At 64.4% G+C, this 15,330-nt stretch carries 11 protein-coding genes; 6 read left to right on the top strand and 5 right to left on the bottom strand.

Annotated features, from left to right (window positions below):
- The first annotated feature begins 6 nt into the window (after window positions 1-6).
- Window positions 7-735 carry an SDR family oxidoreductase gene (locus tag JI744_RS16850; RefSeq protein WP_202662339.1) on the top strand — a complete coding sequence of 243 codons (729 nt, stop codon included), beginning with the start codon at window positions 7-9 and terminating at the stop codon, window positions 733-735.
- Window positions 736-801: 66 nt separating this feature from the next.
- On the top strand, window positions 802-2,430 hold the full coding sequence (locus tag JI744_RS16845) for an FGGY-family carbohydrate kinase (protein ID WP_202662338.1): 1,629 nt from the start codon (window positions 802-804) through the stop codon (window positions 2,428-2,430).
- A 46-nt stretch (window positions 2,431-2,476) separates the two neighbouring features.
- On the opposite strand, the gene katG is transcribed toward JI744_RS16845, so the two are convergent.
- Window positions 2,477-4,681, bottom strand: a complete 2,205-nt coding sequence (katG, locus tag JI744_RS16840) for a catalase/peroxidase HPI (protein WP_202662337.1) — start codon at window positions 4,679-4,681, stop codon at window positions 2,477-2,479.
- 127 nt (window positions 4,682-4,808) lie between these two features.
- Between katG and JI744_RS16835 the strand changes: the two genes are divergently transcribed.
- Window positions 4,809-5,747, top strand: coding sequence for a LysR substrate-binding domain-containing protein (locus tag JI744_RS16835; protein WP_202662336.1), 939 nt, complete (start codon window positions 4,809-4,811; stop codon window positions 5,745-5,747).
- On the opposite strand, the gene JI744_RS16830 is transcribed toward JI744_RS16835, so the two are convergent.
- Window positions 5,748-6,227, bottom strand: a complete 480-nt coding sequence (locus JI744_RS16830; RefSeq protein WP_202662335.1) for an Lrp/AsnC family transcriptional regulator — start codon at window positions 6,225-6,227, stop codon at window positions 5,748-5,750. It lies immediately after the preceding gene.
- Between the two features lie 116 nt (window positions 6,228-6,343).
- Here JI744_RS16830 and JI744_RS16825 point away from each other — a divergent pair, with 116 nt between their 5' ends.
- The 3 genes from JI744_RS16825 (at window position 6,344) to JI744_RS16815 (ending at window position 11,583) form a co-directional block, all read left to right on the top strand.
- Complete coding sequence (locus tag JI744_RS16825; protein ID WP_202662334.1) at window positions 6,344-8,737, top strand: transketolase; 2,394 nt, start codon at window positions 6,344-6,346, stop codon at window positions 8,735-8,737.
- 205 nt (window positions 8,738-8,942) lie between these two features.
- Entirely contained in the window at window positions 8,943-9,434 is a 492-nt protein-coding gene (locus tag JI744_RS16820; protein WP_202662333.1) for a hypothetical protein, read from the top strand.
- Between the two features lie 118 nt (window positions 9,435-9,552).
- Window positions 9,553-11,583, top strand: coding sequence for a sigma-54-dependent Fis family transcriptional regulator (locus JI744_RS16815; protein WP_236019513.1), 2,031 nt, complete (start codon window positions 9,553-9,555; stop codon window positions 11,581-11,583).
- A gap of 120 nt (window positions 11,584-11,703) precedes the next feature.
- Here JI744_RS16815 and JI744_RS16810 read toward each other — a convergent pair whose 3' ends face one another.
- From JI744_RS16810 to JI744_RS16800, 3 genes are all read right to left on the bottom strand, one after another.
- Window positions 11,704-12,747, bottom strand: coding sequence for an NAD(P)-dependent alcohol dehydrogenase (locus tag JI744_RS16810; protein ID WP_202662332.1), 1,044 nt, complete (start codon window positions 12,745-12,747; stop codon window positions 11,704-11,706).
- Between the two features lie 60 nt (window positions 12,748-12,807).
- A complete protein-coding gene (groEL, locus tag JI744_RS16805; RefSeq protein ID WP_202662331.1) occupies window positions 12,808-14,442 on the bottom strand; it encodes a molecular chaperone GroEL in 1,635 nt (544 codons plus the stop codon).
- Between the two features lie 71 nt (window positions 14,443-14,513).
- On the bottom strand, window positions 14,514-15,329 hold the full coding sequence (locus JI744_RS16800; protein WP_202662330.1) for an iron-sulfur cluster assembly protein: 816 nt from the start codon (window positions 15,327-15,329) through the stop codon (window positions 14,514-14,516).
- Window position 15,330: the final 1 nt, after the last annotated feature.

The following is a 15,330-nucleotide window of genomic DNA, read 5'->3' as shown; positions in this document are numbered from 1 at the left end:
AACCCCATGTCTAACCTGATGAAGAACAAGGTCGCGGCGATTTCGGGTGCAGCCTCTGGCATCGGCCTTGAATGCGCGAAGATCCTGCTGGAAGAGGGCGCCAAGGTTGTGCTGATCGACCGCGCCGAAGACCGGCTGAACAAGCTGTGCGCTGACCTTGGGCCGAATGCCTTGCCGCTGGTGGTCAACCTGCTGGACGGGGCCGAGGTGTCGGGGATGCTGCCCCGAATCCTTGATCTGGCGGGCAGCCTCGACATCTTTCACGCCAATGCCGGGGCCTATATCGGCGGTCCGGTGGCCGAGGGCGACCCAGACGCCTGGGACCGGATGCTGAACCTGAACATCAACGCCGCCTTCCGCTCGGTCCATGCGGTGCTGCCGCATATGATCGCGCAAAAGTCTGGCGACATCCTGTTCACCTCTTCCATCGCGGGCGTGGTGCCGGTGGTGTGGGAGCCGATCTACACCGCGTCGAAATTCGCGGTGCAGGCTTTTGTTCATTCCACCCGCCGTCAGGTGGCCCCCCACGGTGTTCGCGTCGGCGCGGTTCTGCCCGGCCCTGTGGTGACCGCCCTGCTGGACGACTGGCCCAAGGCCAAGATGGAAGAGGCGCTGGCCAATGGCAGCCTGATGCAGCCACGCGAAGTGGCCGAGGCGGTGCTGTTCATGCTGTCGCGCCAACGGAATGTCACGATCCGCGATCTGGTCATCCTCCCGAACAGCGTCGATCTGTGACACGGGCCCGGCGCGCCGCCTCCACGGTGCGCCGGGCATACCCGCAGCCCCAAGAAGGAGCCCGCCATGCCCGGACCCCATTCTGATGACACATCTTGCGTGATCGGTGTCGATGTCGGCACCGGCAGCGCGCGAGCGGGCGTGTTCAGCCTTTCGGGCCAGATGCTGGGCACCGCAAAGCAGGACATCACACTGTATCGTGGTCCCGGCGCGATGGTGGAGCAATCTTCCACTCAAATCTGGCAGGCGGTCTGTGCCTCGGTGCGCGGGGCCATGGCGCAGGCGGGTGTGGCCGCATCGGCCATTCGTGGCATCGGCTTTGATGCGACCTGTTCGCTGGTGGTGCTGGGGCAGGGTGGCCAGCCGCTGCCGGTTGGCCCTTCGGAAGACCCGGACCGCGACGTCATCGTCTGGATGGATCACCGCGCCATCGAACAATCCGAACGCATCAACGCCATGGGGCATCGCGTGCTGGACTATGTCGGGGGTCGCATCTCGCCCGAGATGGAGACGCCCAAGATCCTGTGGCTGAAAGAGAACCGCCCGCAGGTGTTTGGCGATGCCTGGGCGTTCTTTGACCTTGCCGATTTCCTGACATGGCGGGCCACCGGCGATCTGGCACGGTCTACCTGCACGGTCACCTGCAAATGGACCTACCTTGCCCATGAACGCCGCTGGGATGCCGATTACTTCCGCCGTATCGGTCTGGCGGAACTGGCCGAGGAGGGCTTTGCCCGCATCGGCCAAACCGTGGTTGATCCGGGCACGGCGCTGGGCAGTGGCCTGACCCCGCAGGCCGCGGGGGAGCTAGGCCTGCGCCCCGGCACCGCCGTTGCCGCCGGGATGATCGATGCCCATGCGGGTGGCATAGGCACCGTCGGCTGCGAAGGCGATCCGCAGGCGACGCTGGCCTATGTGTTCGGCACCTCGTCCTGCACCATGACGTCTACCGCCGATCCGGTCTTTGTGCCGGGGGTGTGGGGGCCATATTTCTCGGCCATGGTGCCGGGCATGTGGCTGAACGAGGGGGGGCAGTCTGCCGCCGGGGCCGCGATTGAACAGCTTTTGTCCTTCCACCCCGCCGCGCCTGCGGCCACCGTCGCTGCACAGGCGGCGGGCCTTTCGCTGCCCGCCTATCTGGCGCAGCTTGCGGGCGATCTTTCTGACGGGGCCGACCCGGTGGCCTTGGCTGCCGGATTGCATGTCGTGCCAGAGTTTCTGGGCAACCGCGCCCCCTTTGCTGATCCGCACGCCCGCGCGGTCATTGCCGGTTTGGGCATGGGACGCGAGGTTTCCGACCTTGTGGCCCTTTATATCGCGGGCCTTTGCGGCATCGGCTATGGCCTGCGCCAGATCATCGAGGCGCAGGACAAAGCTGGTGCCGCGATTTCGCGCATCGCGATCAGCGGTGGGGCAGGGCAGTTGGATCTGGTGCGCCAGATTCTGGCCGACAGCACGGCCAAGCCGGTGATCAGCGTCACGGCGGCAGAGCCGGTGTTGCTGGGGTCTGCCATTCTGGGGGCGGTTGCTGGGCGGGCATACAAAGATGTGGCGCAGGCGATGGCGGCAATGTCGCAGCGCGACCGGGTTTATGAGCCGCAGTCACCCCAGACCATTGCGCTGCATGATGCGCGCTATCTGGCCTTTACGCGGCTGCAATCGCTGGCCCGCGATCTGCGGTCAGATCTGCACTGACCCGATAGGTCCGGGCGCGAAGGTCTCCTCGCGCCCGGCTTTTGGATTACACGTCGAAACGGTCGGCGTTCATCACCTTGTTCCACGCGCCTACGAAATCGCGCAGGAACTTTTCCTTGGCGTCATCCTGAGCGTAAACCTCGGCAATCGCCCGCAATTGCGAATTCGAGCCGAACACCAGATCGGCGCGGGTCGCCGTCCATTTCGCAGCCCCGGTTGCGCGGCACTTGCCTTCGAACAGGTCCGCCGCGTCAGCGGTCGGGGCCCAGACCGTGGCCATGTCCAACAGGTTGACAAAGAAGTCATTCGTCAACTGGCCGGGCTTGCTGGTCAGCACCCCATGCGACGTGCCGCCATGGTTCGCCCCCAGTGCGCGCAGGCCGCCCACCAGCACCGTCATCTCGGGCGCGGTCAGCTTCAGAAGTTGCGCACGGTCCACCAGCAGCTCTTCGGCAGAGACTTTGAACGCCTTTTTCTGCCAGTTGCGGAAGCCGTCGGCCTCTGGCTCCAGCGGGGCAAAGCTTTCGGCGTCGGTCTGGGCTTGCGTCGCATCGGTGCGGCCCGGCAGGAACGGCACCACGATGGCCCGGCCTGCCGCGCGCGCGGCAGCCTCAATCGCCGCAGCCCCGCCCAGCACGATCAGATCGGCCAGCGACACCTTCTTGCCGTTTCCACCGGCATCGAACGCCGCCTTCACGCCTTCCAGCACCGAAAGCACGCGGGCCAGTTGTTCAGGCTGGTTCGCCTCCCAATCCTTTTGCGGCGCAAGGCGAATGCGCGCGCCGTTGGCCCCGCCACGGAAGTCAGACCCCCGGAAGGTTGAGGCAGAGGCCCAGGCCGTTGCCACCAGCTCCTGCACCGACAGGCCGGTGCTCAGGATCTTGGCCTTCAGCGCCGCGATGTCGGCGGCGTCGATCAGTGGATGATCCACCGCAGGAACCGGGTCTTGCCAGATCAGGTCTTCGGCGGGCACTTCCGGCCCCAGATACAGCACCTTCGGCCCCATATCGCGGTGGGTCAGCTTGAACCACGCCCGCGCAAAGGCATCGGCGAAAGCTGCCGGATCGTCATGGAAGCGGCGCGCGATCGGGCCATAGATCGGGTCGAACCGCATGGCGAGGTCGGCGGTGGTCATCATCGGGCGATGTTTGATCGACGGATCATGCGCATCGACGACCATGTCTTCATCCGCCACATCCTTGGCCAGCCAGATTTGCGCGCCTGCGGGGGATTTGGTCAGTTCCCATTCGTATTGGAACAGAACCCGCAGGTAGCCCATGTCCCAGGTGGTCGGATTGGGCTTCCACGCCCCTTCAATACCCGATCCGGTGGTATGAATGCCCTTGCCGGTGCCGAAAGCATTGGCCCAGCCAAGGCCCTGTGCCTCAATCGGGGCGGCTTCGGGGTCGGGGCCGACCAGCGCTGGGTCACCCGCGCCATGGGCCTTGCCAAAGGTATGGCCGCCCGCGACCAGCGCCACGGTTTCTTCGTCATTCATCGCCATGCGGCCAAAGGTGTCGCGGATGTCGCGGCCCGAGGCGACCGGATCGGCCACCGCATTCGGGCCTTCGGGGTTGACGTAGATCAGGCCCATCTGCACGGCGGCCAGCGGATTATCCAGTTGCCGTTCGCCGGTATATCGGTTGTCACCCAGCCAGGTGGTTTCATCACCCCAATAGATGTCTTCTTCCGGCTCCCACACATCGGGGCGGCCACCGCCGAAACCAAAGGTCTTGAAGCCCATCGATTCCAGCGCGCAGTTGCCGGCAAGGATCATCAGGTCAGCCCAGGACAGGGCATTGCCGTATTTCTGCTTGACCGGCCACAGCAGACGGCGGGCCTTGTCAAGGTTCACGTTGTCGGGCCAAGAGTTCAGCGGCGCAAAGCGCTGCGTGCCCGCGCGTGCGCCGCCGCGCCCGTCGGCAGTGCGGTAGGTGCCAGCGCTGTGCCATGCCATGCGGATAAAGAACGGCCCATAATGGCCCCAATCGGCGGGCCACCAATCCTGGCTGTCGGTCATCAGGGCATAGATATCGGCTTTGACGGCGGGCAGGTCCAGCTTTTTGAACGCCTCGGCATAGTCAAAGCTGCCGCCGAACGGGTCGGACAGGGCCGTGTTCTGATGCAGGATGCGCAGGTTCAACTGGTTCGGCCACCAGTCGCGGTTTGACCGGACCTTGGTGCGCACCGCAGGGTTGGTGCCATGCAGCACAGGGCATTTGCCGCCCGTGGTCGTGTTGTTGCCGTCCATGATTTCCTCCGCTTCGGATGGGTGTCAGGCGCCGGCGGTCAGCCGGCCCTGAATCTGGAATCATTCTTAACAGAGCAATTCAATCAGGGTAACTTGTATATTCTGATGAATGAAATAAGTTATTCTGATGAATAACCTGACCCTCAAGCAAATCAGATACTTCGATGCGCTGGCCCGCCATCGCCATTTCGGTCGTGCGGCAGAAGATTGCGCAGTGACCCAGCCCGCCCTGTCGATGCAGATCAAGGATCTGGAAGAGGGGCTGGGAACGCCTCTGTTTGAACGGGGCGGGCGGCAGGTGCGGCTGACCGGCTTTGGCGAGGTGTTTCTTGACCGCGTGCAAAGCATTCTGCGCGCGGTGGATGATCTGAAAGACCTTGCCCGCGCGGCAAACAGCCAGCCTGCGGGCCGGTTGCGGATTGGGGTCATCCCGACCGTCGCGCCCTATCTCTTGCCGACGATCATTTCGCGGCTGTCGGCGCTTTACCCCGACCTTGATCTGAATTTGCGCGAAACCGTGACACCTCGGCTGCTGGAAGAACTGATCGAGGGGCGGCTGGATACTGCGATCCTTGCGCTGCCGGTTTCTGAACCCGCGCTGACCGAAGTGGCGCTGTTCACCGAGCGTTTCGTTCTGGTGCGCCCCGACGCGGATGCCGACCTGCCGGTTCCCAGCCGCGACATGCTGCGTGAAATGCGGCTGCTGCTGTTGGAAGAGGGGCATTGTTTTCGCGATCAGGCGTTGTCGTTCTGCAATATGGCCTCGACCCGGCCCAGAGAGCTGCTGGATGGCAGCTCTCTGTCCACGCTGGTGCAGATGGTGGGGTCTGGCATTGGCGTGACGCTGATCCCTGAAATGGCAGTGCCGGTAGAAACTCGGTCGGCGGCGGTCACGGTGCAGCGGTTTCGCGATCCGCAGCCGATGCGCACCATCGGCATGGTCTGGCGCAAGTCCAGCCCGCTGGAGGCGCAGTTGATGCAGATTGCCGATGCCGTCCGCCAATCTGGCGATGTGTTGCGGCAGGCCAGCGGGCTGACCACGTTGCCCGGCTGGCGGCGCGGCTGATCACATCTCGCGCAGCGGCAGGGCGCTGGTGTATTTTTCCTGCGCCAGCGCGAAAGAGGATTCGATCGAGGCCACCCCTTCCAGACGCGTCAGCCGCGATTTCAGGAACTGGTCGTAATCTTCCAGACTGGCCACGACGACGCGCAGCAGAAAATCTTGCCGCCCGGTCATCAGGTAGCACTCCATCACTTCGGGCCAATCGGCGATGGCCTTGGAAAAGCGCAGCAACGCATCTTCGCGTTGCCGTTCCAGCCGGACCGAGACGAAGACGCTGACCGGCAGCCCCGCGCGTTTCTGATCAACCAGCGCGACATAGCCCTTGATCAGCCCGGCCTCTTCCATCAGGCGGATACGGCGCAGAACCGGCGTGGGCGACAGGCCCACACGGTCGGAAATTTCCTGCATGGTCAGGCGCCCATCCTGCTGCAACAGCGTCAGGATGTGGCGGTCGATTCGGTCAATCCTTGGTTCTGAAGCCATCTGATCTGCGATTGAGTGGTGGTTTTCACTAATACTGCCGCCATGAGTACCGCACTTTGGCCATTATCGCCATCCCTGCCGCGCTAGGCTTTGCCATCGCAGCAGGAGAAGCCAGCATGCCCGACGGACCCTTTTCGCCGCCCCTTGCGGGCCATATCGCCCAATTGACCAAGCTGGAGCAGCGCGTTCTCTGGCTGGCGGCATGGACGATCCACAACGCCAACCACCTGCGCGAAAACCGCGATGGGCTAAAGGTGGGTGGGCATCAGGCCTCGACCGCCTCGCTGACCACGGTGCTGACGGCACTTTATTTTCATGCCCTGCGGCCAGAGGATCGGGTAGCGGTGAAACCCCATGCCAGCCCGGCGCTGCATGCGATCCTGTACATGATGGGACGGCAAAGTCTGGACAAGCTGAAGGCGTTTCGCGCCCTTGGCGGTGCGCAATCCTATCCGTCGCGCACCAAGGATACCGAGGATGTCGATTTCTCGACCGGCTCGGTGGGGCTGGGCGTGGCGCAGACGCTGTTTTCGGCGCTGGTGCAGGATTATGTGCGCGACCACGGCTGGGGGCTGGACCGGCCCGAGGGGCGGATGGTCGCCCTGCTGGGCGATGCCGAACTGGATGAGGGCAATATTTATGAGGCCCTGCTGGAAGGGCAAAAGCATGGGCTGCGAAACTGCTGGTGGATCGTCGATTACAACCGCCAAAGTCTGGATGCCGTGGCCGAAGATGGTCAGCTTGATCGGCTGGCCCCGGTGTTCCGCGCGCTTGGCTGGCAGGTCGTTACCCTGAAACACGGCCATTTGCAGCAAGCGGCCTTTGCCGAACCGGGGGGCGAGGCGTTGCGCGACTGGATCGACGGTTGCCCCAATGCCGAATATTCAGCGCTGTGCTTTCAGGGCGGGGCGGCTTGGCGCGCCCGGTTGACCCGCGATTTCGCGGGCGACAACGCGGCGCTGTCGCTGATTGCCGCGCGGGATGATGATGCTCTTGCCGCCCTGATGACCAACCTTGGCGGCCATGACATGGCGCTTTTGTGCGAGGCTTTTGCCGCCGCGCGCGATCATGATCAGCCGGTGGTGTTCTTTGCCTATACCGTCAAGGGCCACGGCCTGCCGTTGGCGGGCCATAAAGACAACCACGCCGGGCTGATGACGCCCGACCAGATGGCGACCTTTCGCCAAACCATGGGCGTGGCCGAAGGGCAGGAGTGGGACCGCACAGATGACCCCGCCGCCTTGCAGGCATTTCTGACGCAGGTGCCCTTTCTGTCTGGCGGCCCGCGCCGGTTGGTGGCCCCGGCGGTGGCGGTGCCCGAACGGCTGACACTGCCGCCCGAGCGCGGAGCGGTTTCGACCCAGACCGTCTTTGGCCTGCTGATGGCCGGTCTGGCGAAATCGGATCATCCGATTGCCGACCGCATCGTCACAACCTCGCCCGACGTGACCGTTTCGACCAACCTTGGCGCTTGGGTGAACCGCCGCAAGGTGCATGCCCGCGCCGTGCGCGAAGATGCCTTTCGGCTGGCGCGACTGCCGTCCACCTTTCGCTGGGACAAGGGGCCAGAGGGGCAGCACATCGAACTGGGCATCGCCGAGATGAACCTGTTCGCCATGCTGTCGGCGCTGGGTCTGTCGGGTGATCTGTTCGGCCAGACGCTGATCCCGGTCGGCACGCTATATGACCCGTTCATCAGCCGGGGCCTCGATGGGCTGAACTATGCCTGCTATCAGGATGCCCGGTTCATTCTGGCCGCAACGCCCAGTGGCATCACGCTGGCCCCCGAAGGCGGTGCACACCAATCCATCGCCACGCCGCTGATTGGCATGTCGCAGCCGGGGCTGACGATGTTCGAACCGGCCTTCGGGCATGAACTGGCGGTGATCCTGCGTTTTGCGCTGGCTCATGTGCAGCGGCGTGGGCCTGTTTCGCCCGATCCGGCGACCGGGCTTGCCGATGATGCGGGCGGCGCGGTCTATCTGCGGCTTTCGACCCGCCCGATCGATCAGGCTCCGCCCCTGCCGCCTGAGCGGGAGGGTGACCTCTTGGCCGGGGCCTATTGGCTGCGCCCGCCCGGTCCGAATGCCGAGGCGGTCATTGCCTATGCCGGGGCCGTTGCCCCCGAGGCGATTGCCGCCACCGGCGCGCTGGCCGAGGCGCGGCGCGATGTGGGCCTTTTGGCCGTCACCTCTGCCGCGCGGCTCTATCAGGGCTGGACGGCGGCGGGGGCCCTGCGCGCCAAGGGCCGGCAAGCCACCTGTCATGCCGAACGCCTGCTGGCGGGCCTGCCGCGCGATTGCGGGCTGATCACGGTGACCGACGGCCACCCGGCGGCCTTGGGCTGGCTGGGGTCTGTGGCTGGGCACCGGACGCGGGCGCTGGGCGTGACGGGCTTTGGCCAAAGCGGCGACATTCCCGATCTTTACCGCGCGCATGGGCTGGATACGGTGGCAATTCTGGCCGCCGTTCGTAGCCTGACACCGGGGCGCCCGGTTCCCGATGCCTGACCGCGCAGGATCGTGACCGCCTGTGCAACTTAGAATGACTTGAAAAAGCGCATCTTCCCTGTAACTTTGAATTTCTATGGACAGGTCCGCGCAACTTCAGGACCATTGTTGAACTGGCAAAGCATCCGAAAACCGGCGGGGAGGGTCGGGGTTAGATCTGCTTTGCTGAAATAGTTCAAAGATCACGGGACATTGGGAGGTGGCCATGGTCGATATCATTTCAAAACGTGACGGTCCGCGACGTGAAGACGAACGCGCGCGCAAGCTGATTCACGAGAATCGGGCAACCATCACCCAGTTGGCCGACAGGCTGACCCAGGGCGGTTACAGCGCGAACAAGGCGGCCAAGGCCGCCGCTGCGGCCGGTCCGCAGGCTGAGGGCAAGCTGATCCATGATCTGTCGCCCGCCTCGGTGCGCAGCCATGATACCGGCGACTTGCGGGTCAAGGTCAGCCTGAACAACCGCGTTGTGGCCTATGATGGCGGCTCTGGCCGTCAGGTCCATCTGTTGGGAGAGATCCGGCGGCAGGACGGCATGCGATATTTCGCCCTGGCAGGATCCGCCAACGGGTTTATATCCGATCTTCCGGCCGAGGTGCTTGGCCCGATCGAAGAACTGGATGGCCAGATCATCGATGCCGCTTGCCCCGAAACCCTGCTGGCGCAGGAAATTTCGGAACGCCTAGGCTATGCCTGACGCCCGGTCTGCCTGACCGGACGGCCATTATCTCCTCCCGCAGTCCCTCTCGCTGCACTTCTGACAGAGAGACAGATCGCAAGGGCACCCAACGCCCCAGCTCTTTGGGAAGGAAAACATGACCGATTTTCTAACGGGATTTCATACCCGCACCGGCATGTTCGATGACTGGCTTGATCAGCGTGCCACCATGCGCGCCTGGGAAGATTTTTTAACCTTTCGCGATGTGGACCGCAGCCAGACCTCGGGTGTGCGGCGCGAGATTCTGGAATCCTGGTCGCGCAGCCTGGCCTCTGGCATCGATGCCACCGCCGTGCTTGCGCCCCTTGATGAAACCGAAGAGCGGCTGGAGGCGGCACGGCAAAAGAATGGCGAGTTGCGCGCGGCGGCGCAGGTGCCTTTTGCCAAGATCGGTCCGCTGCTGGCCGATGCCAATGCGCTGCTGATCCTGACCGATGCGGATGGCACAGTGCTGGACCAGATCGGCGATGACCGCACGCATGAGGCGGCGCGCGGTATCCATCTGGTGCGCGGCGGCAATTGGGATGAGGCGGCGATCGGGACCAATGGTATCGGCACCGCAATCCGGTCGGGCCGGCCCACCGTGGTTCATGCCTCGGAACATTTTTGTCAGGGCATCAAGACCTGGACCTGTGCCGCCGCCCCGGTGCGCGACCCGGTGGACCAGCGCATCATCGGTGCGGTCGATCTGTCCGGCCCGCCCACGATTTTCCGCCCCCACAATGTCGCCATGATCGCCGCCGTCGCGCGCGAGATCGAATCTGCGCTGGCCGAGCGGCAGGATATGCGGCGTATTCGACTGCTTGAGGCATTTCTGGATTCCGGTTCAGCCCATGGCAAGACCGATGCTGTGGTGATCCTGGACCGCATCGGGCGGGTGATGTATCACCGCCACCCCAGCGGCTTGGCCGAGGTGCAAGAGCTGCGCGATCTGGCGTTGGGCCGTCAGTTGATCGCGCTGTCGGGTTCGATGAGCGACCATGACATCGTGCGCGCCATGCCGCCGCATCTGCAACCCAGCGGCGTCAGCCGTCTGGTGCTGGATGGGGAATTCAGCGGCGCCGCCCTGATCCTGCCGCCACGCCGGGGCGCTGTGGCGCAGCTTGTCCGCCCACACTCCGCACCCGTGCGCATTCCGCCGCGCGCCGGGGCCGAGGGCGATGAGCTGCTGATGATCGGGCAAGAGCCGAAATTCCTTGCCGCTGTCGAACTGGCCCGGCGCGCGGCGGCGGCGGGCGCGCCGGTGCTTATTCAGGGCGAGACGGGTGTTGGCAAAGAGCTGTTCGCCCGGCTGGTTCACGCCGGGGCCGGGCACAAGGGGCGCAGCCCGTTTGTCACAGTCAACTGCGGGGCAATCTCGGCTGATCTGTTCGGATCGGAACTGTTCGGCCATGCTGCGGGGGCCTTTACCGGCGCCACCCGCGACGGCAAGGCAGGCAAGTTTGAACAGGCCGATGGTGGTGTGCTGTGTCTGGATGAAATTGGCGAGATGCCGTTGGAATTGCAGCCCTACCTGCTGCGGGTGCTGGAACAGCGCGCGGTGTACCGCATCGGCTGTTCGCGCCGCCGCCAGATCGAGGTGCAGCTGGTCGCCATGACCAACCGCGATCTGGGGCAAGAGGTTGAAACCGGGCGTTTCCGTCGTGACCTGTTCTATCGGATCGGCACCGTCACGATTGAGGTGCCCCCGCTGCGCGAACGCGCCTGCGACATTGCGGTGCTGGCCGACCATTTCAACCAGCGCGTCGCCCAGCGTCTGGGCCGCGACCCGCTTGTGGTGTCAGATGGCGCGATGGACCGGCTGCTGGCCTATCGCTGGCCCGGCAACGTGCGTGAACTGCGCAACCTGTTTGAACGGCTGCATCTGATCGCATCTGGCACCGTTGTGACCGAGGGCGATCTGCCTGCCGCCTTCCATCAGCAGCAACCCGGTCCTGCTCCCGATCCCATAACGCCCCTTGCCGCAGAAGAACCCGCTAGCCTGACCGATCTGGAAGAACAGGCGATCCGCCGCGCGCTGGTCGCGGCAGAGGGCAACCTGACCCGCGTGGCCACGGTTCTGGGTATCTCTCGGCCCACGCTTTACCGCAAGCTCAAGGCCTACGGCATCCGTCGCACCTATGAATGAAACCGCGCGAGGCGGAAGGTTTCCCTTCCGCCCCGGCAGGAGCGCGGCCCTGACCCTCTGGACCCAAATCTCTGGGCCAGGGGGGCGGGAAGCAAATGGGCCGCTTGCTCGAACCTTTCCTTAGGGAACGATGACACCGCGCCCGGTAAAGCGGCGGTTCTTGAAGTCATCAATCGCGGTGTTGATGTCATCCAGCTTGTAAGCGGTGTAGTGCATCTTCACCTTGCCGTCGGCGTTCAGCTCCATCAGCTCTACCAGTTCGGTATAATCGCCCACCAGGCTGCCGCCGATCTTGATCTCATTCGCCACCAGATCCAGCGTCGGTATCTGCACCGTGCCGCCATAGCCGACGACAATCACCTCGCCGCCCTTGCGCAGCAGCTTCCAGCAGATGTTTTCCACTCCCAGCTCGCCCACAAAGTCGATGACCACATGGGCGCCGCCGCCCGTGATGGTCTTCAATTCCTCAATCAGGTTCGGCCCACCGTCCAGGACGTAGTCGGCCCCCAGTTCGCGGGCCAGAACCTGCGCGCCGGGTTCGCGGTCAATCGCAATCGTGCGGCAGCCCGACATTTCGCGCAGCACTTGCAGGGCGATATGGCCCAGACCGCCGACGCCCAGCACGGCGCAGAAACTGCCCGGCGGCAGCATCTTGGCGGCCCGCTTTGCGGCGCGATAGGCGGTGATGCCGGCATCGGCCATGGGCGCCACATCCAGCGGCGCGATATTGGTGTTCAGCTTGATCAGTGACCGTTCGTTGGTCAGGAAATATTCGGCAAAGCCACCGTTCAGGCCAAGGCCGGGAAACAGCCCATGGTCGCAATACATGTCATGGCCGTGGTGGCAGTTCAGGCAAACCCCGCAGGTGCGCAAGGGGTGGCAGATCACCGCATCGCCCGGCTTCACGGTCTTGACGGCGCTGCCCACATCTTCTACCCAACCGGCATTTTCATGGCCCATCACATAAGGCAGCAGGCTGCCATGGGGGTCCATGATGCCCTGCCAGACGCCTTCGATGATGTGCAGATCGGTCCGGCACAACCCGGCGGCGCCGACGCGCACGATCACCTCATCCGGGGCGGTAATGGTGGGGGCGGGAATATCCTCGATCCGCAGTTTCACGTTCATTGCGGGATCGTATTCGTACAGTCTTGCGGCCTTCATGGCGCAGTCCTTTCATGCAAATGGGGGTGATGGGGTGGCCTGCCCGGCCACCCCGCGCCGTCACTGACGGCCCAGCCGTTCCGAGCCGCCGCCAAGGGCGGGGCCGGCGGTGGGGTCAACATAATCCTCGGCATGACCGATCAGGGTTTCGGTGGTCAGGATCAGACAGGCGACCGAGGCGGCATTGCCCAGGGCCGCGCAGGTGACCCGCAAGGGATCAACGATGCCCGCAGCAATCATGTCGCGGAAGGTGCCGTTTGCCGCATCAAAGCCATGGCCCATGCCCGACCGGATCACCTCCGCGATCACCGAATTCGGGTCACATCCGGCGTTGATGGCGATGCGTGCCAAGGGCCGGGTCAGAACCGAGCGCACAAGGTCGATGCCTGCCGCGACATCGCCGCTGTGGCTGGCCGCCAGACTGTCCAGCTCTGGCGCGACATGGGCCAGGGCTGATCCGCCGCCGGGCACAACACCCTCTTCCACCGCCGCGCGGATGGCATGCAGCGAATCCTCGATAAGCTGGATCTTGCGCTTTTGTTCAACCGGGGTCAGCCCGCCCGCATAGATCACGGCGGTGCCACCCGACAGCTTGGCCAACCGCTCGCGCAGTTTGTCCTGCTCGATATTCGGGGGGGCCACGTCATACTGGCGCTGCACCTGAAGGCGGCGCGCGGTGATGGCAGCGGGGTCGCCCTCGCCCTTGATCACCGTGGTCTGGCTGGCCGAGGCGCGCACCTGACGCGCAGCCCCCAACTGATCGCGGGTCACGGCCTCAACCTTCTTGCCAAGATCGCGGGCAAGAACCTCACCCCCGGTCAGAATGGCCAGATCGTCCATCTGCGCGCGGCGCCAATGGCCATATTCCGGCGGATGCACGATCAGGTATTTGCCGGGCGGAGCGGCCTCGAGCAGCGTGACGATCACCTCTGGCGCGATTTCCTCGGCCACGATCAGCAGGGGGCGGCCTTCGGCATCGGCGATCTTGCGGGCGCTGTCCAACGCCGTGGGATCAAGGATCTTCTGGTCGGTCAAGAGGATCAGCGGGCGGTCCAGCACTGCCTCCATCTCGTCCTGATCTGTGACCATGTGATGAGAAAGATAGCCGCGTTCAAACGACATCCCTTCAATCACCTCCAGCGTCGTATCCACCGTCACCGAGAAATCGGCGCTGATGATGCCATCGGCCCCCACGCGCTGATGCGCCTCGGCGACAATGGCGCCAAGGCGCGGATCGGTGGCGGCGATATTCGCCACGGCTGTCAGAAGATGCGGATTGTCCTTGACCGAAACGGCCTGACGGCGCAACGCGGCCACAACGGTGCCCACTGCCAGTTCGATCCCCCGGCACAGATCAACCCCGCGCGCGCCGCGTTCTGCCTGCGCCACGCCCTGCTGGATCATGGCATTTGCCAGCACGATGGCGGTGGTGGTGCCGTCGCCCGCCACCTCGTTCGTTTGCATCGACACTTCGCGCACCACCTGCGCACCCATGTTTTCAAAGCGATCGGACAGTTCGATCTCGGTGGCGATTGACACGCCGTCGCGGGTGATCAGCGGGGTTCCGACCGGGCGGTCGATCATCGCGTTCAGGCCCTTTGGCCCCAGCGTGGGTTCAACGGCGGCGGCAAGGCGGGCAACGCCGCGGGCCAATGCCCGGCGGGCCTCGGCGCTGTGAAGCAGCATGTTCGGCATGGGTAATCCTCCCTTGTGACCGGACGCGGATTGCGCGCCGGTTTCCCTTCGTGGTGGTGGGTTGGCTTCGGTCAGCCTTGGCTGACGTGGCTGTCCTGCTGGTCTTTGGGCGGCACCCGCCCAAGGATGAAGTCGATCAGCTCCGGCTCCTCTCCGGTCCGGTCCACTTCCTTGTAGCGGGTGGCGGCCAGCCCGCGGCACATCGCGCCGTTGAACTCCATATTGATGCGGATGGCGCGCAGCCGCATCAGATGGTCGGGCAGCCCTTCCGCCGTGATCGGGTCGCCGTGCCAGGTGACAAAGGCCGGATCATCGGGCAGGCAGGCCAGACCGTCGCCCACCAGAATCTCGCGGTAGCGCGGCTTTTGCGCCGCCGCCTCGGGCTGGTTGCCAAGGTTCAGCGCATCCATCTGGCCCAAGGTCAGCGTGCTAATCTGGGCCGCCGTCCAGCCCATCGCCTTCAGGCCCAGGATCACGGTTTCCTGCCGACGCAGAAACGCCTTTTCGCGAAACTTCTCGCGCACCTCGGTCAGGTCAGAGCCGTCGGTCATCTCGGCAAAGACCGTCTCGAAGGGCTGCGCGCCGTTGACGGCGGCATTCACCCGGTCGGCAAAGCAATGGTCCAGCAGCCGCACCTGCACCCCCTGCACCCATGGGGCGGCAAGGGTCGCGCTGCGGATACCATCGGCCATCAGGAACGCGAAGTTGGGCGAACACCAATAGGTCGGCAGGCGAAAATCGATCACAACCTCGCCGCTGCGCGACACGTCCAGCCGTTCAACAAAGCCCATGTCGGTGATCGGCTCGTCAAGCTCCGGGTCGGTGACGGCGGACAGCCGCCGCCACACGTCCCTTGCTTGCGCGCCCCGGATTTGTGGCACGCTCATC

This window comes from Fuscibacter oryzae (assembly GCF_016765795.1).
Taxonomy (GTDB): Bacteria; Pseudomonadota; Alphaproteobacteria; order Rhodobacterales; family Rhodobacteraceae; genus Fuscibacter; species Fuscibacter oryzae.
The sequence above is the reverse complement of the archived record's forward strand: the minus strand, read 5'-3'. Positions and strand labels throughout refer to the sequence as shown.

Bases quoted from the DNA above. Each gene is read 5' to 3' on its own strand.
- JI744_RS16850 (WP_202662339.1), top strand. From the start codon at position 7: ATGTCTAACCTGATGAAGAACAAGGTCGCGGCGATTTCGGGTGCAGCC.
- JI744_RS16845 (WP_202662338.1), top strand. From the start codon at position 802: ATGCCCGGACCCCATTCTGATGACACATCTTGCGTGATCGGTGTCGAT.
- katG (WP_202662337.1), bottom strand. From the start codon at position 4,681: ATGGACGGCAACAACACGACCACGGGCGGCAAATGCCCTGTGCTGCAT.
- JI744_RS16835 (WP_202662336.1), top strand. From the start codon at position 4,809: ATGAATAACCTGACCCTCAAGCAAATCAGATACTTCGATGCGCTGGCC.
- JI744_RS16830 (WP_202662335.1), bottom strand. From the start codon at position 6,227: ATGGCTTCAGAACCAAGGATTGACCGAATCGACCGCCACATCCTGACG.
- JI744_RS16825 (WP_202662334.1), top strand. From the start codon at position 6,344: ATGCCCGACGGACCCTTTTCGCCGCCCCTTGCGGGCCATATCGCCCAA.
- JI744_RS16820 (WP_202662333.1), top strand. From the start codon at position 8,943: ATGGTCGATATCATTTCAAAACGTGACGGTCCGCGACGTGAAGACGAA.
- JI744_RS16815 (WP_236019513.1), top strand. From the start codon at position 9,553: ATGACCGATTTTCTAACGGGATTTCATACCCGCACCGGCATGTTCGAT.
- JI744_RS16810 (WP_202662332.1), bottom strand. From the start codon at position 12,747: ATGAAGGCCGCAAGACTGTACGAATACGATCCCGCAATGAACGTGAAA.
- groEL (WP_202662331.1), bottom strand. From the start codon at position 14,442: ATGCCGAACATGCTGCTTCACAGCGCCGAGGCCCGCCGGGCATTGGCC.
- JI744_RS16800 (WP_202662330.1), bottom strand. From the start codon at position 15,329: ATGAGCGTGCCACAAATCCGGGGCGCGCAAGCAAGGGACGTGTGGCGG.